This window comes from Aquisphaera insulae (assembly GCF_011064615.1).
Classification (GTDB): domain Bacteria; phylum Planctomycetota; class Planctomycetia; order Isosphaerales; family Isosphaeraceae; genus Aquisphaera; species Aquisphaera insulae.
The window spans coordinates 345,345-370,728 of record NZ_JAALJH010000001.1 but is presented as its reverse complement, the minus strand read 5'-3'; the positions used below and the strand labels follow the sequence as shown (position 1 = coordinate 370,728).

The window sequence follows — 25,384 nt, the reverse complement described above, 5'->3', positions numbered from 1 at the left end:
GTGAATGCGGGCCGGCTTCCCTGTCAGCGGTAAGAGCCCTATCACGGTGATCTTCTTCCTTGCCGAGGTAATACTCTGTAAAATATCCCGATTCGAAGAATCATCACGTAATACGTCATAGCTGGCAGGAACATCTCCCCGGAGAGGCTGCCTCCCCTCCGCGCCCGGAGCGCGGCGCGGATCCGACGCTTCAACATCGAGTGGACGAACGGCGCTCGCCACTGCTGGCCGCCTGGGTGCTCGCGCCTCGCGAATTACGGCGTCATCGACACGGCCATGCCGTCTCGATCATAGAGGACGCTTCGCCGAGCGAAATGCCGAGGCGGACCGCCCCGCGAGCCCTGCTGGAGCCGTCAGCCTGCCTGATCGATCCGGCGGGCCATTCTCCCCGTCGTCGACCTCTTCGTACCGGCGGCGCGATCTCATGCCGTTATGGCCGGACCTCAGCTCGCAAGCGGTTCCTCCGGTAGCAATCTTCGATCATCGTGCATTACTCTTGTATGGAGTGCCTCCGCTTCGATACCCCGAAGAGAGCCCCACGATGAGTCTTCGCGCTTCCGCCTCGATCGCCGCAACGTCCGCCTGCCTGTGCATCGGACTCGCCATGGCCGCGTCCCATCCCAGCTCGGCCCAGGAACCTCCCAGGGTTCAGGGGAAGGTCGAGCAGAAGCCCCAGACACGCCCACACGGCGCCCCCGTGGTCGTCGATCCGGCGACGATCCGGATCGACGACGGCGACACCGTGGTCATCAAGTGGGGCGAGAATGACGAGGAGACCGTCCGGATCCTCGGAATCGACACGCCCGAGACCCGGCACGAGGAGCACTCGATCCCCTATGACCAGCCATTCGGGCCGGAAGGACGGGCCTTTGCCCGGGGGGCCTTCTCCGTCGCCAGCGACGTGAAGCTCATCCGCGCGGCGATGCTCGACCCCTACCAGAGGACGCTCGGCTACCTCATCCTCGATGGCAAGAATTACTCCGTCCTGGTCATCAAGGCGGGCCTGAGCGACGAGACGGTCAGCTTCTACGGGGACAATGGCCTCCCCGCCCTGGCCGCGGAGGTCACGGCCGCCGCGAAGGGCCACCCGCCGCTCGCCTTCGAGCCGCCGCACGTCTTCCGCAAGCGGATGCGAGCGGTCGTCGACGCACAGAAGTCCGGCCAGGGCGCGGCGGAGAAGTGAAGCGGACCATGCCCACGACTTCGGAAAGCTATTCGATCCTGACGGCGATGATCACCCCGGCGCTGTTCATGACCTCGAACGGGTCGCTGATCATCTCGACCTCGAACCGGATGGCCCGCGTGGCGGACCGGATTCGGCACCTCGACCTCGAGCTCGACGGCCTGAGCCATTCGGGGAGCAGCCTGGACTTCGTGGAGGACCGGGTCGCGTTCGTGACCGAGGAGCTCCATCGGAACGTCTGGCGGGTCGAGCGGATCCACATCGCCCTGTCGCTGCTCTACCTATCGCTCGCCGCCTTCGTGGCGACGAGCCTGACCATGGCCATCGACTCGTTCTTCTCCAACAACGTCGCCTTCATCCCGACGATCCTGGCGATGGTCGGCGTGGTCCTCGAGTTCGCGGCCTGCGTGCAGCTCACCCGAGAATCACGCGAGGCGCTCAAGGGGAAGCGACTCGAAGTTCGCTTCTACGAGCGGATCCGGAAGAAGCGGGCCGAGGCCGGCCGGAATCAGTCCGAGGCCAGCACCGTGGCGGCGCTGGGGCCCGGGCCTTGAGCGGCGCGATCCCGCGACGATCACGATGCAAGTGCAGGCTTTCCCGACTTCACTCCAAGCCTCTCCCGCCGAGCGGGAGAGGCGGAGGGTTTCCACTGTCTGAGTGCATGAGCCGGTCCGTTGCCGGCCGGTCCGCACCGGTTCGCGGTCGCGATCAGTGCTCAGACCCCGACCTTCTTGCCGCTTCGTTCGCTCCGCTTCCGCGCTTCCTCGCTGAGGACCTTCTTCCGCAGGCGGATCTTGCTCGGGGTGATCTCGACGAGCTCGTCGGCCTCGATGTACTCGAGGGCGATCTCGAGGGTGAGGAGGCGAGGGGGCTTGAGGAGGACGTTCTTGTCCGAGCCCGAGGCCCGCATGTTCGTCAGCTTCTTCTCCTTGGCGGGGTTGACCACCATGTCCTCGTTGCGGGCGTTCTCGGCGATGATCATCCCCTCGTAGACGTCGTCACCGGGCTGGACGAACATCGTGCCGCGCTGCTGGAGGTTGTCCAGCGAGAACGCAACGGCCTGGCCGCGGACCATGCTGATCATCACGCCGTTGGGGCGGCTCGGGATCTCTCCCTTGAAGGGGCGGTAGTCGTGGAAGTTGTGGTGCATGATCGCCTCGCCCTGGGTGGCGCTCATGAGCCGGTTGCGGAGGCCGATCAGGCCGCGGGAAGGGATCAGGAACTCAATGTGAGCATAGGCGCCCTTCACGTCCATCTTGCTCATCTCGCCCTTTCGGGCGCCCACGAGCTCCATGACGGGGCCGATGTGGCCGTGGGGGACGTCGACGACCAGGAACTCGTAGGGCTCGTGATCGACGCCATCGATCTTCTTGATGATGACCTCCGGCTTGCCGACCGCCAGCTCGTAGCCCTCGCGCCGCATCGTCTCGATGAGGACCGACAGGTGGAGCAGCCCGCGGCCGGAGACCTGGAAGGCATCGCCGTCCTCGGTCGGCTCGACCCTGAGCGCCACGTTCGACTCCAGCTCGCGCTGGAAGCGATCGTTGAGGTGGCGGCTGGTCAGGTACTTGCCCTCCCCGGTGAGCGGCGAGTCGTTGACCCGGAAGAGCATCGTTAGGGTCGGCTCGCCGACCTCGATCCGCGGCAGGGCGGTCATAACCTCCGGATCCGCGATCGTATCGCCGATCTCGACCGTGGCCAGGCCGACGACCGCGACGACGTCGCCGGCCTCCGCTTCCTCCACCTCGACCCGGCCGAGCTTGTCGAAGAGCAGGAGGCCGTCGATCGAGCCCGGCGTCGAGGCGTCCTTGACCTTGATCAGATTGGCCCGCTGCCCGCGCCGGACCTTCCCCGAGGCGATCCGGCCGATGGCGATCCGGCCGACGTACTCGGAGTAGTCGAGCGTCGTGCAGACCATGGTAAACGGCCCGTCCGGATCCACGACCGGCCCGGGGACTCGCTCCAGGATCAGGTCGAACAGGGGCCGCACGTCGCCCGAGGTGACGCTGGGATCATGCGAGGCGAATCCCGACCGGCCGGAGGCGAAGATGTAGGCGAAGTCGAGCTGCTCGTCGCTGGCACCGAGCTCCACGAACGTGTCGAAGATCTCGTTCAGGACCTCGTTCGGGCGGGCGTCGGGGCGATCGACCTTGTTGATCACCACGATCGGCCGGATGTGGCATTCGAACGCCTTGCGGAGGACGAACTTCGTCTGGGGCATCGGCCCCTCGAAGGCGTCCACGAGCACGAGCGCACCGTCGGCCATCTGCAGCGTCCGTTCGACCTCGCCGCCGAAATCGGCGTGGCCGGGGGTGTCGATCAGGTTGATCTTGGTCGGGCCGTAATTGATGGCGATGTTCTTTGCCAGGATGGTGATGCCGCGTTCTCGTTCCAGGTCGTTGGAATCGAGGATCCGCTCGCCCTGCAATTGAGAGGCGCGGAACTGCCCGGACTGGCGAAGCATCGCGTCGACCAGAGTCGTCTTGCCGTGGTCCACGTGGGCGATGATGGCCACGTTCCTGATGTCGTCGCGTCGCTTCATGGGTCTCCTGCCCCCGCCTCCCGGGCGGGCTGCCTTCCGACTCTCGCCCCGCCACCCGCGGGAGACGAACATGTTGACACAGTACGAATCTTACACGTCATTCCCCTTGTCGGACAAGGCCGAGCGTAGGTGCATGCATGACGCGTGCGTCGTCGATCGACGATTTCCCGCCGGAGACGGCGGGATCCGCAGTCCTCGCCTGTCGCCTCCTTGGTATGGTCGTTGTAACGAAAGGCCAGTCCGTAAGGCTCTCGATCTGAACGTGATTCGACGCTCGCGAGGCAGGTGCTCATGCATTCCCTGGAAGCTCCCCAACTCTTCGCCATGCTCGCCGTCATGCTCGCCGGAGCGAAGGTCATGGGGGCGATTGCTCAGAAATTCGGCCAACCGGCGGTCCTCGGCGAGTTGATCTCCGGCCTCATCCTGGGACGGTCCGGGCTCGCGCTGGTGGACATGCACCACGAGACCATGGAGATGCTCATGGAGCTCGGGGTCTTCGTCCTGCTCCTCGCGATCGGACTGGAGACCGAGCTGCCGAAGTTCTTCAAGGCCGGGAAGACCTCGACGGTCGTGGCGGTTGCCGGAGTGGTGCTCCCCTTCGTCCTCGGCTACGGGGCCTGCCGGCTGCTCGGCATGGTGGACATCGCCTCCATCATGGCCGGGGCGACGCTGACGGCCACGAGCGTCGGCATCACCGCGCGGGTCCTCTCCGACCTCGGCAAGCTGGGCTCCGAGGAGGGACAGATCATCCTCGGCGCGGCCGTGATCGACGACGTGCTCGGCCTCGTGATTCTGACCGTCGTGAAGGGGATGGCCGGAGGAGCGTCGCCCACGCTCGGGAGCGTGGCGTGGACGACGGCCGTCGCGTTCGGCTTCCTGATCGTCGTGATCCTCGCCGGAAAGCTCCTCATGCCCTGGCTCTTGCGGGCGGCCGGGCTCATCGAGATGCCCGGCACCCCGACCATCCTGGCCCTGATCCTGGCGCTCGCGCTGGCCTGGGCCGCCGACCGCGCCGGCTCCGCCCTGATCCTCGGCGCGTTCGCCGCGGGATTGCTCCTCAATGCGGTGCCCAGGGCCCACGAGATCGAGCACGGGGTCACCGTGCTGGGCCACTTCTTCGTCCCCATCTTCTTCGTCGGCGTCGGGGCCTCGGTCGACCTCCATTACCTCGACCCGAGGCTTGCCGACGGGCGCTGGGCGCTCCTGATCGGCGGCGTCCTCATCTTCGTGGGTATCTTTGGCAAGCTGTTTGCAGGATATGCCCCTTACTGGTTCAAGGGGAGGAAATCGATCATCGGCGTGGGGATGATCCCTCGCGGCGAGGTCGGCCTGATCTTCGGTCAGATGGGGATGACGGCGGGGATCTTCGACGAGAGTCTATTCGCGGGCGTCACCTTGATGGTCCTCGTCACGACGTTCCTGGCACCACCCTTGCTCAAGAGACTCGTCGGCTCCCACCGAGGCGGAGAACTGCCGGATTCGGCGGACGGAATCGAGGATCTCGTGATGGAAGCTTGAGCAACTCGCGAATCACGCGAAACACCGGAACGCGGACGACGGGGCATTTCACGATGAGAGCGCAGCTTATGGACGTGGGGCATCATGAGCTCGAAACGAGGGTTGCCGGGGCATCTAGCCTCATCCTCTTCCTGGAGTTGGAGAGAGGGCTCGAGGAGAGCCTCTCGCCCACCGGCGACCGGTCGCTAAGCCCTGAGCTTCGAACCAGGATCGCCGAGATTGCCTCGAGAGAAGGGGTGCTCGCCTGCGTCATGGACCGCCGATCCCTGTCGGAGATGAAGGCGCTGATCGAGGATCCACGGCTCGTCTACGTCGCCAATCAGGGGATGGAGATCGAGGGCCCCGCATTCCACTTCGCTCATCCCGAAGCTCTGCAATGTCGATCCGCCATCGAGGCACTGGGTCAGAAGCTATCGGGCCTCCCGTTGCTCTTCCCGGAGATCTCGATCGAGTCCAGGTCGCTCGCGCTGAACATCGATTTCTCAAGATGCCCCGCGCAGGCGGCCGAGGAGCTAACCGCACTGGTTCGGGCACTCGTGCCGGCGGATCATGCCGACCTGATCGCGACTCTCCACGGCTCGCGGTTCGAAATCCGTCTCAGGATCGACTGGGACTACGGCCATGCGATGCGATGGATCCTGGGCCGGATCAAGTCCCCGGACACGGCCATCGTGACCATCGGCGGCGAGGAGATTGAAGGCGGCGTGGATGGGGCGATCCCTGCACCGACTGCAAACGAGGGGGCTGGGGCCGACAAGACATCATCCTCGGACGTTGCGGCCTTCCTGGGCTGGCTCGACGAGCGGTGGCAGGAGCGAGTCGAGATGTCCCCAGATTCGCCCGAAGTCGGCCCCGAGCGGCCCGCGCTCTCGATCAAGGAAGCATCTCCAATCCTCAACGTCCGCCTGAGGCGTGCGGCGATGGGACGGAAGCGGTCAGGAGGGGGCTGACACCGATCGATCGGTCAGAGGAGCGGTGCAAGGAGCCGGACGACGCTCTCCGCGAGCTCTCGCAACCAGCCGGGCTGGGGCAACTCCCTGAGCGAATCCGCCTGAAGTCCCAGCGCCCACGTGGCGAGCTCCTCGACCGATTCCCGCGAGTACACGAAGAGGGCGACTTCGTAGTTGAGGAAGAGGCTCCGGTTGTCCATGTTGGCCGAGCCGACCACGGCGAGCTGGTCGTCGATGAGGACGGCCTTCGCATGCATCATGACCGGTTGGTAGAGGAAGACCATCCCCCCGGCCTCATGGAGGTCGCGAAGATAGCTCTCTCGCGCCAGGTCGGTCGAGAGATGATTGGATCGCTGCGGGACGATGAGGCGGATGTCCACACCCCGCCTGGCGGCCAGGGTGAGCGCCCGCGCGAGCATTTCGTCCGGCACGAAGTACGGTGTGACGATCCAGATCCGCTTCGAGGCCGCGAAGATCAGGGAGACGAGCGTCTCGTAGAGCGGGTCGTCGGGAACGTCCGGGCCGCTCGCGACGACCTGCACCGTGCTGGGCGTTCCGAGAGAGCCGGTCAGGGCAGGAGGCGTGGGCTCGTGAGATTCCAGCTCGCCGTCCGGTCCGGGATAGCCCCCTTGGAGTACCTCGCCGGTGGCGAACTTCCAGTCCGATAGGAAGAGCGCATCCAGGTCCACGATGGCGGGCCCCTGGACGACCACCGACAGGTCTCGCCAGAGTCCCGCTTCGGGGTCCGGTCCCATGTAAGGCCAGGCGAAGTTCATGCCCCCCGTCAGCGCGACCTGACGGTCGACGATGACGATCTTGCGGTGATTCCGGAGATTGGCTCGCCCCCGGAATGGGACGTGGAGGACCGGCATGAAGTAGGCGATCGCCGCGCCGCTCTCCCTGAGGGTCGCGAGGTCGCTCCGGCGTACTCGCCGCGACCCGACGCTGTCCAGCAAGAGCCGGACGGAGACTCCGTCGCGGGCCCGTCGGGCCAGGCGTTCGACGATCTCGCGACCGACCCTCCCGCGGCCTAGGATGTAGGTCGTGACATGGATGGAGCAGGTGGCGGAATCGATGAGCTCGACGAGCCTTCGGAACGCCACCTCGCCCTGCGTCAGCAGCTCCAGCCGGTTCCCCTCGCGGGCCGGCGGGACTCCATAAGAGAGCAGGAATCGCTCGGTCCCCTGATGGCCCTCGATTCTTCGTGGATCGGCCGGGCCGACGCGGTCATAGACGCGCGGCTTCCGGCGTGCCATGCGGTTCATCTTACGCCCGCCCAGCATGAGGTAGAGCGGGACGCCAACGTAGGGCAGGAAGAGGATGATCAGCAGCCAGGCCATGGTGCTGGCGGGTGAGCGTCGCTGACGGATCAGGTGCGCCAGGAAGATCAGGCCCAGGAAGAACCCGATGTGCGCGGAGAAGTCCGTCAGCAGCCAGTAATCGGGCCACTCGAAGAGGCGGGGCACGACGGCGGCAAGCTCCGGGGTGTCAGCGTGAGGGCCGAGGAACCGTGGCCGGCCCTCGGGCTTAAGACAGTATCGGGGCCTTCGCGGCGGTTTGCAACGCACCCGCCGATCGCTCGCGCTCGGAGGCGATCCGCGGGTCAGTCGTAATCCGCCGGGAGGTCCGGATCCCGGAGATGCTCGAAGGCGCGGGCGATCTGAGAAGGGAGGGTTCGGTCGAGCGAAAGCTCGGGGATCCGATCCTCGGCGAAGAAGCCGACGTCCAGGATCTCGTGCGAGGTCGTCGGGGCACCGCCGAGGAGATCGCAGAGGAAGAGGAGCTTGTAGCTGTGATGGACGTGGGGAGGATGACCCTGACGATCGCGGTCAAGCACGGCGAGCAGCTTCGCGACCCTGGCTTCGAAACCGGACTCTTCCCGGATCTCCCTGACGATGGCCTCGGCCGGCGTATCGCCCACGTCCGCCCAGCCTCCCGGAAGAGTCCAGAGGCCGTCACTTCGCTCCCGGACGAGGAGGATCCTGGCATCCCGGAAGACCACGCCGCGGACATCGACCTTGGGAGTCGCATACCCCGCGTCGCTCCCGAGGATCTCCGCGACCCGTTCCATGGCTTCGCCGGAACCCTCGGCCATCATCTCCGCGGCGACCTTGCGGAGCATCTCGTAACGCTCGCGATCGTAGGGATCCTGGTTGAAAGTCAGACCAGTCTGCCCGATCGCGTCGATCCGACGAGCCCATTCCAGCCATCGTGGAGTCATGGCGAGCCTCTCGCGCACGAAAAAGGGGTCCCGTCGAAACCGACGCGACCCCTTCAACGAATAGTGCCGGAGACAGGACTTGAACCTGCACGGGCATGGTTAGCCCACTAGCCCCTCAAGCTAGCGTGTCTGCCAATTCCACCACTCCGGCCCGAGGAGCGGTCCGCTCAACTCAGGAGAATCCATCCTAGTCCCGCGATCGCGGATGTCAAGGGGCCCGCGAGGATGCTTGGAGCGTGAATGACCCCTGATCATCGAACGCAGGGCGGCGAGGACTTGAATCCGACCCCGATGCGGTCCATCCTGAGGAGTCGAATGGCTCGCATCGTGGAGAGAATCCCTCGGGGGCCTGGTCATGGCACGGTCTTGTTGGCGGATGGCGTGGTGCGGACTCGCGGCCCTGGCACTGGGGCGGGAACTGCCCGCGGACGATACGAAAACCGTCCCCGTGCCGCCCAAGGGACAGTGGACCAGCCTCTTCAACGGCAAGGACCTGACGGGGTGGACTCCCAAGCTGAGGGGCTCCGCGCTGGGTGAGAACTACCTGGACACCTTCCGCGTCCAGGACGGCAAGATCATCGTCGCCTATGACCGCTACACGAAGTTCAATGGCGAGTTCGGCCACCTCTTCTACGCGCACCCCTTCTCCCACTACAAGCTTCGAGTCGAATACCGGTTCGTCGGCGATCAGGTCCCCGGAGGCCCGAGCTGGGCCTTCCGCAACAGCGGGGCGATGATCCACTGCCAGCCGCCGGAGACGATGCGCAAGGACCAGGATTTCCCCGTCTCGCTGGAAGTTCAGTTCCTGGGCGGATCCGGCCGAGGCAAGCGCTCCACCGGAAATCTGTGCACGCCTGGCACCCACGTCTACATGAAGGACAAACTCGTCACCCAGCACTGCAATGATTCGACCTCGAAGACCTACGACGGCGACCAGTGGGTCACCATCGAGGTCGAGGCCCACGGCGACGGGACCATCAAGCACTTCGTCAACGGCGAGCTCGTCATCGAATACGATCGGCCGATCCTCGACGCCAGCGACCCGGACGCGAAGCGGCTGGCCGCGGACCGGGGCGGCGACAAGGCCGTGAAGGGTGGCTACATCTCGCTCCAGGCGGAGAGCCACCCCGTCGAGTTCCGGAAGGTCGAGATTTTCCCCCTCGACGAGTGAGCCGACGGATCGGCCGAGTCTGGGCGCGACGTCAACGGGGCCTGCGGAGCGGTCGAGGATAGGCGTCGAGCGGCGCGATCTCCTCCCACAGGGAGATCCGCTCGTCGAGCGAGAGGCCGCGGAGGGGGGCCCGGACGGGCCCGCAGTCGACGCCCAGCATCTCCATCACGGCCTTCGACGCGGCCATGAAACCTCGTCGGCGAAGTGCCTTGATGAGGTCGATGGATGTCCCCTGGAGTGCCCGCGCTGTCGTGAAGTCGCGGGCCTCGAACGCCCGGGTGATCTTCTGGTACAGCGGGGCGGCGAAGTTGTAGGTGCTCCCGACCGCACCCCGGATCCCCAGGCAGAGCCCGGCGAGGTAGCACTCGTCCGAACCGAAGAAGACGTCGAAGGCCCCGCCGTCCAGGCGGATGCACTCCTGAAGCTCCAGGAGGTCGTCGTTCGAGTACTTCAGCCCGCGCAAGGTCGGGATCCGGAATCTCGCCTGGCGGAGGAAGTCGGACATCGCCAGGCGCACGCCGGTCATCCCGGGGATGTCGTAGTAGTAGAAGGGCAGGGGATCGGCCTCGGCGGCGATCGGCGCGCAGAACTCGACGAGCTCGAGGGCGCCGGCGGGCTTGAAATAGCTGGGCGCGACGGCCGCGACGGCCGCCGCCCCGACGTCGCGGGCCTGGGCCGCCAGTCGGACGGCCTCGGGTAGGCTGTTGTCGCCGACATGGACGACGACCTGCATCGAACTCCCCGCGGCGGCACACCAGCGCTCGGCCAGGGCCATCCGCTCGTCGAGGCTCAGGGAGGCGCACTCGCCGGTGGTCCCTCCCACGAAGACGGCCCGGATTCCGCACTCGCGCAGGAGCATGGCCTGCTCGTCGACCTGCGCGAGCGAAAGGGCTCCGGTCTGGTCCATCGGGGTATGGCAGGCGGGGATCAGTCCGCTGAGCAGGCCGGGCATGCGGGGGCTCCGAGAGAGGTCAGGATATGCCGCCAGGTTGGGGTAGTGTACCGGCCCGCGCCCGGACATCGCCAGCCGGCGCGGGGCCGGTCGTGGCCACCGCCGACGGACCCGGCATCCTCTCTCATACAATCCTCGCGACCGCGCGATCGCCCCCGGCCGCAAGGCGATCCGTCGTCGCTCGTACGGACGACCCCGGTGATCCATCCCGACGGTGGAGACCGAGGCCGTCGCCCCCGGCAGACTCTCGAATCGCTCCGGTCCGTGGAGCTCAGAACTCGCGGTCGCGCTTGATCCCCGGCTCCGGCCAGGGATACTTCCCGTTGGGGTTCGTCTGGAGCGGCGCCGCTCCGTTCATCGTCAGCTTGTCCAGGTTCGGCGCGAATTCGTGGGGGCAGTTCAGCATCTCGTCGAACGTGATGACCTGTCCGGTGTGCGCGGCCATCCGGCCCATGGACGTGACCAGGCTCGCCTCGACCCCGCGCTTCACCTCGTTGTAGGGCTGGTCCTTGCGGATGGCGTTGATGAAGTCGTCCCACTCGAGCTGATAGGGGTTGGGCTCCGGCTGGGGGAACGCCCAGACCAGGTCCTTCTTGGCCTGCTTCTGCCCCTTGTAGATCCGCGACTTCGCCGGGGAGTGCGAGTTCGACGAGATCACGGCCATGCCCTTGGAGCCGTGGGCGTAGCTGGCGAACTCGGAATGGCAGCCGTCGATGTTGCGGCCCTCGAGGAAGAGCTTCGACCCGTCATCGAAGGTGTACTCCACCGAGTACGTGTCGAAATTCTGATCGATGGCGTCGCCCCGATAGACCCGGCCGCCGCTCCCCTTGGCCTCGACCGGCCACGAGCCCTTGACCCAGCAACATTCGTCGATGTTGTGGATCAGGAAGTCGCTGTACGACCCGCCGCTGGCCCAGAGGAAGCCGTGGAACTTGCGGATCTGGTAGAGCAGCTCGCTGATGTCGTTGGGCTTGGGAGGGACCGGCGTGTTCCCTTCCGGCCCCTTCTGACGGTAGGCCCGCAGGGTGAGGAGGTCGCCGATCGCGCCGCCCCGGATCCGGTCGATGAGCTCGTGGCGGGCCTTGCAATGGCGACACATCAGCCCCACGGCGCACTTCAGGTTCTTCTGGGTGGCCTTCTCGGCCAGGGCCAGCATCTTCTTCGAGGTCGGCCCGTCCACCGTGACGGGCTTCTCCATGAAGACATTCAGCCCCTTCTCGATCGCATAGGTGAAGTGGACCCAGCGGAACCCCGGCGGCGTGGCCAGGATCACGACGTCCCCCGGCTTGAGTGAGTCCATGGCCTTCTTGTAGCCGTCGAAGCCGATGAACTTCCTGTCATCCTTGACGTCGACCTTGTCCTCCTTGCGATCCTTCCTGATCTGCTCGAGGCTCTCCTTGAGGCGGGAGTCGAACACGTCCGCCATCGCCACGAGCTTGATCGGGCCGCTCTTGGTCTCCAGGGCATTCTCGGTCGCGCCCGTGCCGCGGCCGCCGCATCCCACGAGCGCGACCTGGATGGTATTACTCTCCCCGGCGTGCACCAGAGGGACGCCTCCCTGGGAGAACGCCGAGGCCGCGGCCACGACGCCCGTCGTCTTCATGAACCCGCGTCGCGAGGGGTTCGACTGGGGATCGGTCATCTCTGCCTCCAACGTCAATGGCGGGGGAAGGGGAGGAAGCGGGCGGCGCGAGAGGAGGGCATCTCCCCGCTCCGGCCGCGCGGCCCGGATTCATCGGCGTGCCGACGAGCCGAGGTGCAACGACCGTGGAGCTTAGCACGCCGGTCATGCCTCCGGAATAGCCGGGACCGTCCCGTCGCGACGCTTGCAACCACCCCGACTGAAGTGTATTTTTGTCCCGAGTGGTCTTTGGTTCAGTTGTGTCGCCTGGCATACACTCGATGTCAGGGCGACCCGGTCGCCGAGGGTGTGGCGATGATCGACGCGACCGATCCGGATGCCTGCTCGCAGTATCGGCGGGCTTATGGCGAGGCGGCCAGGCTCATCGAGATCGCCCGCTTCGATCACTGCTTCGGGCGCGATTTCGCGGCCGGGATCGGTGGCCGCGTGGAGGCCATTGCCGCCGAGGTGGTGCGGAGGATGGGCCGGGCGGCGAACGCGGACCTGGTCAGCCTGGCGGTGCGTGATGCCGTCGCCGGTCGGCCGCCGCGGTGGTGATCCGAACGGTGGGAATCGGGACGCCGCCCGGGCATCCCGCCGGCGGGTCAGGAGATGAGGGTGAGCAGCGTCTCGGGATCGGCGGGCTTGACCAGGTGGGTATCGAAGCCGGAATCGAGAGCCCGTTTCTTATCGTCGTCCCGGCCGTAGCCAGTGATGGCGATGAGCCGGATGTCCCGCGTCACGGGATCGTCCCGGATGGCTCGAGCGACGGCGAAGCCGTCTATCTCGGGCAGGCCGATATCGCAGATGACCACGTCGGGCCGCAGCGACCTCGCCGATTGCAGGCCCTCGAGCCCGGTGAAGGCGAGCTTGACGTCGTATCCGCGGGTGGCGAGCAGCATCCGCAGGCTCTCGGCCGAGTCGCGGTTGTCCTCCACGACCAGGATTCGCAGATGCCGACCCTTCGCGGCCGGTCCCGTCGGGCTATCGGCCAGGGCCATGGGCTCGTTTTCCAGGGGGAGGGTGATGGTGAATTCCGACCCCCGGTCGCGGCCTTCGCTCCGGGCCTGGACGGTGCCCCCATGCAGCTCGATCAGTCGTTTCACCAGGGCCAGGCCCAGCCCGAGCCCTCCGCGCGGGCGGTCGAGGCTGAGGTCCGCCTGGGTGAAGACCTCGAAGATCCGCGGCAGCATGTCGGGGTCCACCCCGATCCCCGTGTCCTTGATCCGCACGACGGCCTCGCGCCCGGGCAGGTCCGCGGCGATCTCGATCGAGACCTCTCCGCCCGGATCCGTGAACTTGCGAGCGTTCTCCAGGAGATTATCCAGCACTTGCGACAGCCGGGTCCTGTCCGCGTGGACCCAGATCGGGATGTCGGGGATCGCGGTGACCAGGGCCGTCCCCGCCTGACGGAAGGCCGGGAGCTGGTCCTCGAGGACGATCCGCGTGAGCTGGACGAGATCGGTCCGCTCCGGCTCGATCCGGATCATCCCCCGGGTGATCCGCGAGACGTCGAGCAGGTCTCCGATCAATCGGCTCATGTGGCTGATCTGACGCTCCATCATCGCGCGAACGCGCTCCACGACCGTGGGGTCGTCGCCGCGGAGCTGGAGGAGGTGGATCGCGTTCCGGAGCGGGGCGAGCGGATTGCGGAGCTCATGCGCGAGCATGGAGAGGAATTCGTCCCGGCCCTTGACCGCCCTCTGGACTTCCTGGAGCAGGGTCAGGTTCTGATGTTCCGTCTTCTTCTTCTCGGTGATGTCGCGGGCGATCTTGGATGCGCCGACGATAGCCCCTGTGTCGTCGCGGATCGGCGAGACCGTCAGGGAGACGTTGATGTCCCTGCCGTCTCGGGTCCGGCGAATCGTCTCATAGTGCTCGATCCGCTCGCCGCGACCGACCCGCGAGAGGACGTTGAGGATGTCGGCCTCCTGCCCCGGAACGGCAAGCGTCGTGATGGGCCTCCCGAGGATCTCCTCCGGAGCGTAGCCGAAGATCCGTTCCGCGCCACGGTTCCAGCTCAGGATCGTGCCGTCCAGGGACTTGCCGATGATCGCGTCCTGCGACGATTCGACGATCGACGCGAGGAAGGCCCTCTGGCTGGATCCGGCCCAGAGCTGGAGATCGCCCGCATCCGTCTCAGCATCCTTTTCGAGCGGATTCTCTTTCATGGCAGTCCCGGTACACCATCCCATCATGGCGAGGCTTCGACGCAGGCGCGACGACCAGAGGAGATCCGGTCCTCCCGCTGTCCGGCCACACCGCCTGAATCCGGTTGCGAGCGAGAGACGAGCCCGTATGGCATGAGTCGATCCTTATCCATCATATCTTCGGACGGTTCGGTCGTGGAACGCAAGAGTTATCGAATTAAAAGCAGTTCAGCAATCGGGTTCCGCGACCCAAGGTCGCGGCATCTGGCGGTGCATGAGTTGCCGTCGCGGAACGAAGCCGGACTGTTCCGGTCTCCGGCGGTCGCGTAGCATGGTCTCGGGATCGGACCGTTCTCCCTTCGGGAGGAGGCGGGCACCACCCGGGGTGGGTGCGTGAAGAGGAACGAGGCCGGAGATGTCGATGCTCCCGGAGGTTGACCTGGCCAGGACCATTTCGCCGCCGCCGGCCGCCCGCGTGGGGTCGTCCGGCACCACGAACCGGGATGCCGTCGCGGCGATCGTCGGGCGGGCGGCCGAGGCTCAGGTGGCATGGTCGACCACCTCCTGGAACGGGAGGAAGGCGGTACTGACCCGATGGTGGCGGATCCTCAGCCGGGATCGCGAGCTCCTGGCGGACCTCATCCGCGACGAGATCGGCAAGCCCCGCATCGAGGCGATGGCCGGCGACGTGATCCCCACCCTGGACAACCTGAGGTGGACCGTCCACAACGCCGGCCGCCTGCTCCGCAGCGAACGAATCGGCCCCTCCTGGCAGCGATTCCTGCTGATCGGGGCCGCCCGTCAGGTGCAGGCCCCCCTGGGCGTGATCGGGATCATCGGGACCTGGAACTACCCGCTCTTCCTCAATGCCACGCCCATAGCCCATGCCCTTGCGGCCGGCAACGCCGTCGTCTGGAAGCCCTCGGAGCTGGCGGCGGCGACCGGTCGCGCCTTGCAGGAGGGGCTGGAGGAGGCCGGATTCCCGGCCGGCCTGGTCGCGGCCGTGCACGGCGGGCCGGAAGTGGGCCAGGCACTCATCGAATCCGGGATCGACAAGGGGGTCTTCACGGGCGGCGTGTCGACCGGGCGCAGGGTCCTTGCTTCCCTCGGCGAGCGCGGCGTCCCCGGCGTGGCGGAGCTCTCGGGATTCGACGCGGCGATCGTGCTGCCGGATGCGCCCCGGGCAAGCACGGTGCGGGCCCTCACCTGGGCTGCCTTCGTCGGCTGCGGGCAGACGTGCGTCGCGGTCAAGCGTGTGTTCGTCGTGGGCGACCCGCGGCCCTGGGCCGACGAGATCGCCGCGGCCGCGAGGGCCCTCCGCGTCGGCGACCCCACGCGCGAGGACACGGACGTCGGCCCGATGATCAACGCCGCGGCCCGGGAGCGGTTCCACCGCATGATCGAGGCCGGGGTCGCGTCGGGCGCCAGGGTCCTTGCCGGAGGCGAGCCGCTCGGCGGGCCGGGGGCATTCTACCCGCCGACCGTCCTGCTCGCGGAAACCCGAGCGGCGGAAGCCGCACTCGCCGGGGCTTTCGGACCGCTCCTGCTGGTCCGCGGCGTGGCCTCCCCGGCCGAGGCCGTGGCCGCCGCCAACGCCAGCGACTATGCGCTGGGGGCGAGCGTCTGGGGACGTGACCGCAGGGCCGCGCGGGAGGTCGCCCGACACCTCAAGGTGGGGAGCGTGAGCCTGAACGATGCCGTCACGCCGGCCGCCCATGCCGGGGCTCCGTTCGGCGGGTTCAAGGCGAGCGGCTTCGGGAGGACCCACGGCGCGGCAGGCCTCCGTGAGTTCGTCCAGCCGATCGCCGTCTTCGAACGCCCCGCCGGCGGCTTTCGCCCCCAGCTCTATCCCTACGGTCGATCCCGGATGGTGGAGCGTATGCTCGCGCTTTATTGCCGGATGTTTCATCCCAAATCCTGACCTCTCGCCATTGCCGACGGCTCGCCCCCGGGACGTAGAATTCCGCGGAGCCCGGGCGTGTATCCGCCCCGGCGCCCGCACGTTCGCTCACGGCGGAGGATCTGCTCGCATGCGATCGGATGCATGAAGCTGCATCTGCTGCGGCGAGCCCCTCTTCGAATCCGACAGCAAGTTCGACTCCGGCAGCGGCTGGCCGAGTTTCTACCAGCCGAAGGACGAATCGCGGGTCGCCACGGCCACCGACCACAGTCACCGGATGGTCCGGACCGAGGTGACCTGCCGTAAGTGCGGCGCCCATCTGGGCCACGTCTTCGACGACGGCCCCGCCCCGACCGGGCTGCGATACTGCATCAACACTGCGTCCCTCGACTTCGACAAGAAGAAGGAGCCGGAGGGTGCACCCTCGGTGCCGGTCGAAGCGGCAACGGTGACGCCCTGAGCTCGAAAACACCCGCGCCCTTTCCGACGGTTTGTTCCGTCGCGACAATCTTGCCAGAGTTTGTGATTCTCGATGATCTCTCCACTCTTGTTGAATCATTTGCTGGCGAGTAGGATTTCTGTAGGAATAGAAAATCCTGTCGGGGCGGAATAAACCGTGAATCTCACACCGGCTGCGCAGAAATTCGTGCTCCATTGGGGGGAGATGGGCCAGGCCTGGGGCATCAATCGCACGATGGCCCAGGTGCACGCGTTGCTCTTCGTCTCGCCGATGGCGCTGGATGCCGAGGAGATCAGCAAGCTGCTGGACGTCAGCCGGTCGAACGTCTCGACCAGCCTGCGAGAATTGATCACGTGGGGCGTCGTGCGGCGGGTCCACAGCATCGGCGATCGTCGCGACCGCTTCGAGGCGCTGAAGGACGTCATGGACACGTTCCGCGTGATCATGGCGGAGCGAAAACGTCGCGAGATGGATCCGACGATCGCCCTGCTGGAGCACTGCGTGGGAGAAGCCAAGGCCGGAGGCGAATCCGAGCGTTACACCCGCGATCAGCTCGAGAAGATGCTCGAGTTCGTGCGGATGGTGACCGTTTGGTACGGATATGTGGACAGCCTATCACCGAATGCGTTGCTTCGACTCTTTCGCGGCGGGGCGATGATCTCCAAGCTGTTCACCCGGTCCAGGCCCAAGCCGCCGCAGGCGGACGCGGCGAGCGACAAGGAGATTGAATCCGCCGAGCTGAATGTCGACTTCGGCGAATAGTCGCGTCCGGTCGACGAACGATCAGAACGGCTCACTCGGCCGATTGTCGTCGCTGGTCTTCGACCGAGCGGGAGGCGTCTGAGCCGCGGGCGCGGCAACGCCTGGCGGACCGGATGAGGGAGGAGTATCCGGGGCCGCGGTGGCGGGAAGACTTGTGGCCTTCGGGGCGGAAGGGGCTGTCTTCTTCTTGGAGGCATCGGTCGAGTCTTTTCCCCCGCCCTTCTCGGCGCGCTTTCGTTCCAGGGCGTCGGTATAGCCGGCGAAGGCGTCGTCGGCGAGGTAGCGATCGATGAGGGCCTGGAGCTCGTTGAAGCGTGCCTGCACGTTCTTCGTCAATACGGCGGTCTTGCTGCTGGCCTCCTCCTTGGCGGCCTGGTTCTTCAGGGCCTCGAGCTTCTGGGCGAAGATGTCACGGCGGGGCAGGGTCGAGTACTCCTTGAGCCCCTGCTCGATGGCCTCGTAGTCCTCGCCCTGGAGCCTGGCCTCCAGCCGCTTCTCCAATCGGGATCGAATGGCCACCAGGTCGATCACCTCGTCCCGGAGCGCCTCGAGCTTGACCTGATAGCTGACGGTCAGGGGTTTGGGATCGAAGGGGATGTCCCGCTCGTCTCCCCCCTCACCCGGCATGATGGGGATCTCGACCATCGGTTCGGCATTGGCGGCCAGGAGTCGAAGAATCACGAGTCCGGGGGCGAATTCCGGCTTGAGGGTGATCCGGCCTGCTCGATCCGTCATGCCGATCTCCTGCGGATGACCGTCGGGTACGGCCCGCGACGTGAGCGTGTATCCGGCCGCCGGAGCCTGGTCCCCACGCGTCAGGAATCGGAGCAGGATCGGACTTCGGCCGGGCTTGATGCCGATGGCCGCGAGGCTGTTGGGCCTCGACACCCTCTGGGTGAGCGGATCTCGCAGCGCGGAGACGATCGAGCAGCGAGCCACCGGTCCGACCATCTCGTCGACCTGGAGGTAGGAGAAGAGGATTCGACGGACCAGGGTCGTGTTGTCCTTCGTGGTTACGAGCCGCAAGGGCAGGAAGACGGTCCCCTTGGAGGCCACGCGGCCGAGATCGCTGGCCGGTGTGACGGAGGCGCCGCGGACCAGCAGGAGGGCCCGGCCGCCCTCCTGGCCGGTGATCACGGCGGTCGGGTTGAACAGGTCGAGGACGAACTGCATGAGCGCGCGGGGAGCGTCGCCCACGACGGTCGCCCGCGCCTCCTGGATGGGGCCGAGTCTCCTCGTCGCGGTGTCGTACTCACGCCCCCGGAAAGACAGTCCGGAATGGCCCTGCGCCGCCGAGATGCGGACCAGCCAGATCTTGTCGGCGGACGCGCCGAGGTTCGCCAGCGTCTCGCCGTCCAGGTCCTCCATGTCCCCGTCGGCGAGCGGACTCGGTTTCGGTGCCACGCTGACCAGCCAGGGGGGGCCGACGAAGCGATGCACGAGGGCCTGCCACTCCCGGATCAGCCTGGTCCGTCCCCCCCGGTCGATCCGCGCGGAGGGGTCGATCGCGAGGTGGAGATCGATCCGGTACGGTTGCCGATCGATCGGCTCGCTCGCCGCGGCCGCAGAGGGCTTGGCCGGAGCAGGGCTCTCCTCCCCTCGAATCCTCGGCGCGGCGACGATGAGGAGGAAGATCGCGGCGACGGCGTGGAGCACGGTGGAACGGCTCATGGCTTGCTCCAGGGATCGCGCGCGAACCACGGCTGGATTTCCCAGGTTTCGAGGCCCTGATAGATCGACTCGGCGGATTCGGCCGGCCCTTTCAGGCGGGTCCGCCAGGCGTAATGATCGGCGGCGTACCAGAGCGGGATGACCGGGAGCTCGTCGCGCGATTCACGATCGATCTGAATCGCCAGGCCGCGTGCGGTGGAGACTTCCGTGGCGCGATCGAGCTGGAGCAGGAGCTGGAGGATCCGCGGGCTCGCCGCCGAGGCCAGGGCATCGGCCTGCGGCGGCGCATCATAGCCGGGGCAGAGCAAGAGCCCGGCGTCGAGGATCGGCTCATCGCAGCGGAGGGCCCGATAGGCCAGGTCGAATCGACGTCCGCTCCGCAGCTCGGATTCGAGCCTGGATTCGGGGACCTCCACCGCCTGGAGCTTGATACCCGACTGCTCGAGGGCCTCGGTGAGCCGGGGCACCACGGCCCGGACCTCCGGGATCGAGGGATATTCCAGCTTGAGCTCGATCGGCGAGCCCCCCATCTCCTTCTTCGCGCCGGCCACCAGCATGATGGCCAGCGCGGGGTTGAACTCCAGCGGCTTCACGTCCGGGGCATTGGCGTAAGACCCCTTCCCGAAAACCCCGTCGGCCACGTCGCTGGCGTCGTCGGTCGGATGACGGAGGACCGTCTCCTCCAGGAGCGCCTTCCGCGGGATCGCGTACGAGAGCCCGCGGCGGAGCGATCGATTCCTCAGCAGCGGATTGCGGGCGTCGATGGCGAGGACGTGCGACCTCGGGCTGGCGTATTGCCCCACGCGGATCTCCGGATTGGCCCGGAGCGCCCCGATCTGGTCCGGCGGGACGTGGGTCGCCAGGCTGACGTCGCCCTGGAGCAGGGCCGTGACGGCCGTCTGGGGGCGAGCGACCCGCACCTCGCGGATCCGCTTCACCCGGAGCGAGGACGAGGATGCCGCGGGCGGCTCCCGATCCGTGGCGCCGGCCGGCCTGATGAGGTCCAGATTGTCGGCGGTCGATGCCTTGCAACGGAACGGGCCGTCGGTCACCAGGGTCCGCTCCGTCGTCGTCGTGGCGATCCGCCCGTCGATACCCGCGTGGGCCGGCCCCACCGGCCACACGAACCATGCGCCGGCCTTGACGAGCGGCCGCTTGAGGCGGATCTCCAGGCTCGCCTCGTCGGTCGCCGCGACCCGGTCGAGGACGTCGGCCCAGCGGGCCTGGAATTTGTTGGAGCTCGGGTCGGTCCGATCGATCAGGCTGCGGGCCACATCGACGGCCGCGGCGTTCCGTGAGCCGTCCGACCACGGCATCCCCGGGCGGATCCGAAGGCTGAGCCTCCGCCCCAGGTCGGCCGATTCCATCGACCCGGCGAGCTGGTCGGCGGGCTTGCCCTGTCTTGCATCGTCGCTGTCGGACTCCAGGATCGGCCGGTAGAGGAGCCGGGTCGACCGGGCGTCGGCCGGCGATCGGATCCATGGTCCGACGGGGTAGGCCACGTCATCCACCGCGACCACGACGGTCGGCAGGGCTTCGAAGGCCTTCACGTAGAGGTCCTTGCCCCCCTCGATGTCCGGCCAGGTCCGAAGGGCGTCGGCCAGCATGTCGAGACGTGCCGGGCCTTCCAGGCCCTCGGCGGCGGCGAGCTTCTCCCGCGCGAGCTTGACGAAGCGGTCCCGGATAACCCGGACACCGCGATGGTCCGGGACCATCTCTTCCAGCTCGTGGAGATAGCGCCGCCCCCGGGCGTATTGACGCAGCTCGATCGCGCGAGAGACCCAGCCGCCGTAGGCGGAGGAGAGCTGGTCCATCAGCCCCGGGTAGTCGCGATTGCGTCCCACCAGCTCGCGGAGGAGCCTGAGGCCCTTCTCGCTGTCGCCGGCGATGAGCGCCGCGATCCCCTCGGCGTAAAGGAGCTTGTTCAGGTGTTCGTCGATCCCCGGCCACGACGGGTTGCGGGATTTGACCCGGAGCAGGCACTCGAACGCGCGGGCGAAATCCCGGGCGAGCACCAGCCGGTCGGCCTCGGCCAGCAGCATGTCCTCGAAGTACTCGATCGATCGGATGCTCGTCCGCTTGACCGAGTAGTCGCGGATGTCGACGTTATCCATCAGGTGGACCTTGACGACCTGCGTCGGGTCGTCCGCCGGAGGCGTCCCGTCATCGGCCTTCTTCTTCGTCGCCTTGATCCTGGACGGCTCGCCGGGCAGGCCGATATTCCCCCCTACGGGGAACTCCTCCGCCTCCTGCTCGCGGGCCTTCTTGACGTCGATCGGGGGGAGCGGGCGCGGGCTCACCGGGTCGACGATGAGGACGGAGTTGTCCGTCAGGACGATGCGGTCGAACGGGACCGAGCGGAGGAGCTCCGCTGCGGCGGGTGCGGGCGTTGGCGAGGGGGCGGGGGCCCGGCCCTCGGGGTCCTGTGCCCGGCCCTGCGCGGCATGGAAACCGGCCCCGGCGATGACGAAGGTCGTCGAGAGGACGGCCGCCAACCATCGAAGGGCCTCACCGTGGATCAGGGGCGTGCCGGCGGATCGACGGCGGGTCATGGCTTCCCTCCCAGCAGGGCCTTCAGGTCGATCGGGCGGAGCGTGCCGCGAGCGACCGGGACGAAGGTCCGGCCGCCGACGGCGAGCAATCCGCCGGCGGGGATCATGCGGAGGTCCACCTTCTGCCTGGGCGAGCCGTCGCCGAGCGATCGGCCGTGGAGGATCCCGTCCCGGTCGAGGAACCAGGCGAGATCGCCGTCCACCACGGGGGCGCCGAGGGGGGGCGACTCGAGCGGGATGGACCACGCCTTCCGCCCGTCCTTGCGGAGCGCGAGGACTCCGCCGCTGGCGTCGGCGAGGAAGCCATGGCCCTCGACGACGAACGGCCGATCGACGATCGGTGCGGCCAGGGGCCACGACCCGATGGGGCTGAGGTCGCGGATCGAGAGGGCGCGGGCCATGCCGTCGGCCGTGACCACGACGGCCGCTCCCTCGGTTGCGGCCGGCTCGGCGACGATCCCCCTGTCCAGGAGGGTCTCGGCCTCCGCAACCAGTCGGGGGGAAGGATCGGCCCGCAGCACCAGCCGCCGGACCCGGCCGATGTCATCGGCCAGGATCGCCGACGTCGCGTCGATCGGCGCGGGGGCCAGCCACCTGCCGCGGCGGTCGCGATCGTAGACCGGCACGAACGGCTCGGCCCTCGATTCGGCGGTCAGCGGGTCGATCAGGTAGACGCGCCCGTCGACGCCCGGGATGAGCAGGTTGGGCCCCCAGGCCAGCGGCATCGCGGCGAGCGCGGTCGGGAGCTCCACCTTGCGCCAGGCCTCCACGCCCTGCTTGCCCGGGAGACGGGCCCAGACCACGGACCCACCCGCCCGGGGCGCAACCACCTCGGTCCCCTCTCCGGGCCCTTCCAGGACGACGAGCCGACCGGCGGTCTGGAGCCTGGCGGAGCCGGGCCGGGACATCGGCAGGAATTCGAAGCCCCCGGCCTCGAGTCGTCTGGTGGGCAGGATCGTCTCGTCGCCCGATTCGCCGATCGTTCGCAGGCCGTCTCGCCGCGCGGTCGGCGTCAGCGAGGTCGGCCAGGGCGCCCCCAGGATCGTCCGCCAACGAACCGAGCCGTCCTTCGGGTCGACCCCGCAGAGGAGCGTACCCCCCGTGGCCGGGTCCTGGGTCGTGATGGCGACCACTCGTCCGCCCGAGGCCGACCGGATTGGTGCCGTGGCGGGACCGAGCGGGCCCAGGAGGAACTTCGCCGCGATCCGACCGCGCTCGGCCTCCAGGTCGTAGCGTCCGCTCCGGACCCCTCCCAGCCAGAGCTCACGCTCCGTGAGCGCCAGGCCGAAGGCCGGCCCGCCGGACGTCCGGTCCGGATTCGACCTGGCCAGGGAATGCAACGGAGAGCTGCTCGTGTAATCTCCCAGGGCAAACGCCTCGACTCCCCCCTTATCTCCGGCCGCCCAGAGGATCGACCCGGACGCGGCGGGCGTGTCCCATTGCCAGCCTCCCACGTCCACGCGCTGGACCGGACGGACCTTCGCACCGTCGTCGTCCAGGACCATCACCCGCCAGGAGCTGTCCGAGGGGAGATTGTTCTCCACGGCGATGAGGAAGCGGCCGATCCGCGCCGGCGGGCAGGCGATCGAGCCGTCGTCGTGCCCGAGATACGCCACCCCGATGCAGGCGAGCGGATCGCGAGACAGGATGAAGAGGCAGTCCCGACGGCCGAGGAGGTACAGGAATCGTCCCTGCTCATCGGTCACGGGGGCCTTCGCGATCGCCATGCCGAGATCGAGGGTCTCCTGGACCTCGCCGGTCCGGAGCGAGGCGACCAGGAGCTTGCCGCGGGGGAGGGCCTGGAAGAGATCGTTGCCGAGCACCAGGGGAGGGGACTCGATCGGCTCTCCGAGGGGGAGCCTCCAGAGCAGCTTGCCGGTGCCGGCGTCGAGCCGCAGCAGCTCATCGTAGCGAGCGTCCGCCACCAATACGGAGGGATCGCCCGCGACCGGCACCGGCGGGAAGGGGGCGGCCAGCCCCACCGGCCTTTGCCAGATCGCCGCGCCGGTATTCGCATCGAGGGCATAGGCGATGCCGTCCGCCAGGCCGTGAAACAGCGACTCCGCCTGCACCGGCGCCGGTGCCTCGGTCGTGGAGCGGAGGACGAGGCTCGTCGCCGGCCCGAGGACGTCCGGGTGATCGTCCGTGTTCGCCGCCCGTCGCTGGGAGTCGAGCGTGACGGCCTTCTTCACCAGGTCATTGGCCCCGGTCATGCGCTGGATCAGGTCCCGGTCGTGGGCGAGATCCGCATACTGCGCGATCAGGGAATCCCGGGCTCCGTAGACCCTGGATGCGGAGCCGTCCTGGAGGGCACGGTCCATCGCCGCGAGGGACGCGGCGCGGACCTTGGACTTGTGAACCGCCGCGCGGGCCTCGTTGAGCAGGTCGGGCAGCCGGGACTTCTTCAGGAAGGCCGTCGCGGACTCCCCGGCGATCTCGGCGTGAAGTGACACCACCGACTCGGCCTCGCGGAGCGATTTCTCGTCGGCCGAGCGGCGGGCGCGGTCGGCGAGGCCCTCGCCGATCCGGATCACCTGGTCGGCCAGCTCGGGCCGGCTGTCGCGGAAGGCCGGCTCGGCCCCGACGCCGGCGAGCATCTCCCTCGCGGCCTCGAGCGCCGTGCTCCACGTCCCGCCGGAGACGCTGATGTACTGCCGGACGTTGGCCATCGCCCGGTGCACCCTGGCCTTGCCGGCGCGAGGATCCTCCGGGAAGGCGGCCAGGAACGCGTCGAAATCCCTCATCGCGTTGCGGTAGTCGCCGTCCTCCATGAGCTCGACCGCTCGGTTGAAGGATGACTCGGCCTGCGACTTGAGGATGATCGACCTCAGGCCGATCCCGACCGCGATCAGGCTCAAGAGCGCCGCGATCAGACCGAGCACCAGCGGGGAGGAGACGACGCGCTCTCGCCCCGGCGCCTGGGCGCGTCCGTCGCGAAGGGCGCCGACCCAGGCTCGCAGACGTCCGGCCAGGCGATCGGACCGGTCGGCCCCGGGACCTCCCGTCCGCGTGGTATCGCCTCCCCGGTTGTCCTGATCGTCTCGGTGGGGGACGACGTCTTCCAGTTCCTCCAGCCAGGCAGGGCTCTCGAGCTTCGAGGGGCGTGTCAGCACGCGCGTCTTCTCGTCGCCGCCGCGACCTCCCCCATCCCCCGAGTGGGACGGCTGGCGTCCCGGCCCGTCCACCACGCGGGTCGCGTCATCCTGGCCGTGTCTCCGCGACCTTCGCCTCGCTCCCCCTCCGAGATCCTCGTCCACCCGGAACATGTAGATCCGGCAGTCGCCGACCCGTACCTCGTCCCCCTGATGGAGGCTCGACGAGGCCATCTTCGTGCCGTTCACCTCGACGAATTCGGCATCGGGCGAGGCCTCGATCCGGAACCGGGTCCTGCGCCAGAGGATTCGCCCGTGCACCGGGCGGATGTCTCGGCCGGAGAGCACGACGTCGCATGCGGCGCTCGTCCCGAAGAGCGCCGGATGGTCGCGCACCAGCTCCACGAACTGGACGCGTCCCTGATCGTCGTGCACTTCAAGCGTGGCCATGCGGGCGACCTGGCTGCGGGGCTGTTACGGGGGAAGAAAGTTGGCGCGCGAAGCACATGTTCCGCAGGTGCCGTCTCCGACGGTCACTCGGGTAAGTCAAGGTCCGTGCCCCGGGCGTGACCTTCGGAGCTGGCCGTTCGTCCGGTTCCCGGCGCGCTCGCCGGGGCTCGATCGGTCGCCCTGCGATGG

The 25,384-nt window shown here is 67.6% G+C and carries 17 protein-coding genes, 1 tRNA gene and 1 pseudogene; 9 read left to right on the top strand and 10 right to left on the bottom strand.

Going from position 1 to position 25,384, the window contains the following annotated elements; all coding sequences use genetic code 11:
- The first annotated feature begins 541 nt into the window (after window positions 1-541).
- Together G6O54_RS01235 and G6O54_RS01230 are read left to right on the top strand one after the other, a co-directional pair.
- Window positions 542-1,183, top strand: a complete 642-nt coding sequence (locus G6O54_RS01235) for a thermonuclease family protein (protein ID WP_165219328.1) — start codon at window positions 542-544, stop codon at window positions 1,181-1,183.
- An 8-nt stretch (window positions 1,184-1,191) separates the two neighbouring features.
- A complete protein-coding gene (locus G6O54_RS01230; protein ID WP_165219327.1) occupies window positions 1,192-1,737 on the top strand; it encodes a DUF2721 domain-containing protein in 546 nt (181 codons plus the stop codon).
- A gap of 161 nt (window positions 1,738-1,898) precedes the next feature.
- On the opposite strand, the gene typA is transcribed toward G6O54_RS01230, so the two are convergent.
- Entirely contained in the window at window positions 1,899-3,725 is a 1,827-nt protein-coding gene (gene typA, locus G6O54_RS01225; protein WP_165219326.1) for a translational GTPase TypA, read from the bottom strand.
- Window positions 3,726-4,016: 291 nt separating this feature from the next.
- Between typA and G6O54_RS01220 the strand changes: the two genes are divergently transcribed.
- Window positions 4,017-5,243, top strand: coding sequence for a cation:proton antiporter (locus G6O54_RS01220; RefSeq protein WP_250846657.1), 1,227 nt, complete (start codon window positions 4,017-4,019; stop codon window positions 5,241-5,243).
- Window positions 5,244-5,296: 53 nt separating this feature from the next.
- Entirely contained in the window at window positions 5,297-6,193 is an 897-nt protein-coding gene (locus G6O54_RS01215; protein WP_165219325.1) for an HAD family hydrolase, read from the top strand.
- 14 nt (window positions 6,194-6,207) lie between these two features.
- On the opposite strand, the gene cls is transcribed toward G6O54_RS01215, so the two are convergent.
- The 3 genes from cls to G6O54_RS01200 all read right to left on the bottom strand — a co-directional run bounded on the left by cls (window position 6,208) and on the right by G6O54_RS01200 (window position 8,565).
- Window positions 6,208-7,659: a cardiolipin synthase gene (gene cls, locus G6O54_RS01210; protein ID WP_165219324.1), complete on the bottom strand. Its 1,452-nt coding sequence runs from the start codon at window positions 7,657-7,659 to the stop codon at window positions 6,208-6,210.
- Window positions 7,660-7,796: 137 nt separating this feature from the next.
- Window positions 7,797-8,414: an NUDIX hydrolase gene (locus G6O54_RS01205; protein ID WP_165219323.1), complete on the bottom strand. Its 618-nt coding sequence runs from the start codon at window positions 8,412-8,414 to the stop codon at window positions 7,797-7,799.
- Between the two features lie 64 nt (window positions 8,415-8,478).
- Window positions 8,479-8,565, bottom strand: a tRNA-Leu gene (locus tag G6O54_RS01200).
- A gap of 204 nt (window positions 8,566-8,769) precedes the next feature.
- On the opposite strand from G6O54_RS01200, the gene G6O54_RS01195 reads away from it, so the two are divergent.
- Window positions 8,770-9,585, top strand: coding sequence for a 3-keto-disaccharide hydrolase (locus G6O54_RS01195; RefSeq protein ID WP_165219322.1), 816 nt, complete (start codon window positions 8,770-8,772; stop codon window positions 9,583-9,585).
- A gap of 31 nt (window positions 9,586-9,616) precedes the next feature.
- On the opposite strand, the gene G6O54_RS01190 is transcribed toward G6O54_RS01195, so the two are convergent.
- Window positions 9,617-10,537 (bottom strand): dihydrodipicolinate synthase family protein, encoded by a 921-nt coding sequence (locus G6O54_RS01190; RefSeq protein ID WP_165219320.1) that lies wholly within the window; start codon window positions 10,535-10,537, stop codon window positions 9,617-9,619.
- Window positions 10,538-10,808: 271 nt separating this feature from the next.
- Window positions 10,809-12,179: a Gfo/Idh/MocA family oxidoreductase gene (locus G6O54_RS01185; RefSeq protein ID WP_165219318.1), complete on the bottom strand. Its 1,371-nt coding sequence runs from the start codon at window positions 12,177-12,179 to the stop codon at window positions 10,809-10,811.
- 294 nt (window positions 12,180-12,473) lie between these two features.
- Between G6O54_RS01185 and G6O54_RS01180 the strand changes: the two genes are divergently transcribed.
- The gene (locus G6O54_RS01180; RefSeq protein WP_165219316.1) at window positions 12,474-12,716 is read left to right on the top strand and encodes a hypothetical protein; all 243 of its coding nucleotides are present in this window, start codon (window positions 12,474-12,476) and stop codon (window positions 12,714-12,716) included.
- A 47-nt stretch (window positions 12,717-12,763) separates the two neighbouring features.
- On the opposite strand, the gene G6O54_RS01175 is transcribed toward G6O54_RS01180, so the two are convergent.
- Complete coding sequence (locus G6O54_RS01175) at window positions 12,764-14,329, bottom strand: hybrid sensor histidine kinase/response regulator (RefSeq protein ID WP_165219314.1); 1,566 nt, start codon at window positions 14,327-14,329, stop codon at window positions 12,764-12,766.
- Window positions 14,330-14,723: 394 nt separating this feature from the next.
- Here G6O54_RS01175 and G6O54_RS01170 point away from each other — a divergent pair, with 394 nt between their 5' ends.
- From G6O54_RS01170 to G6O54_RS01160, 3 genes and pseudogenes are all read left to right on the top strand, one after another.
- Window positions 14,724-16,229 (top strand): aldehyde dehydrogenase family protein, encoded by a 1,506-nt coding sequence (locus G6O54_RS01170; protein ID WP_165219312.1) that lies wholly within the window; start codon window positions 14,724-14,726, stop codon window positions 16,227-16,229.
- A gap of 130 nt (window positions 16,230-16,359) precedes the next feature.
- Window positions 16,360-16,668, top strand: a pseudogene (gene msrB, locus G6O54_RS01165) (peptide-methionine (R)-S-oxide reductase MsrB); the annotation flags it as partial.
- Between the two features lie 156 nt (window positions 16,669-16,824).
- A complete protein-coding gene (locus tag G6O54_RS01160) occupies window positions 16,825-17,430 on the top strand; it encodes a GbsR/MarR family transcriptional regulator (RefSeq protein WP_250846656.1) in 606 nt (201 codons plus the stop codon).
- 21 nt (window positions 17,431-17,451) lie between these two features.
- On the opposite strand, the gene G6O54_RS01155 is transcribed toward G6O54_RS01160, so the two are convergent.
- The 3 genes from G6O54_RS01155 to G6O54_RS01145 are packed head-to-tail and all read right to left on the bottom strand — an operon-like array spanning window position 17,452 to window position 25,195.
- Window positions 17,452-19,101 (bottom strand): hypothetical protein, encoded by a 1,650-nt coding sequence (locus G6O54_RS01155; RefSeq protein WP_165219310.1) that lies wholly within the window; start codon window positions 19,099-19,101, stop codon window positions 17,452-17,454.
- Window positions 19,098-21,653, bottom strand: coding sequence for an ABC transporter substrate-binding protein (locus G6O54_RS01150; RefSeq protein ID WP_165219308.1), 2,556 nt, complete (start codon window positions 21,651-21,653; stop codon window positions 19,098-19,100). Before G6O54_RS01150 ends, G6O54_RS01155 begins: the two co-directional genes overlap by 4 nt.
- On the bottom strand, window positions 21,650-25,195 hold the full coding sequence (locus G6O54_RS01145) for an outer membrane protein assembly factor BamB family protein (protein ID WP_165219306.1): 3,546 nt from the start codon (window positions 25,193-25,195) through the stop codon (window positions 21,650-21,652). The genes G6O54_RS01150 and G6O54_RS01145 overlap by 4 nt, the downstream gene beginning before the upstream one ends.
- Window positions 25,196-25,384 lie beyond the last annotated feature (189 nt).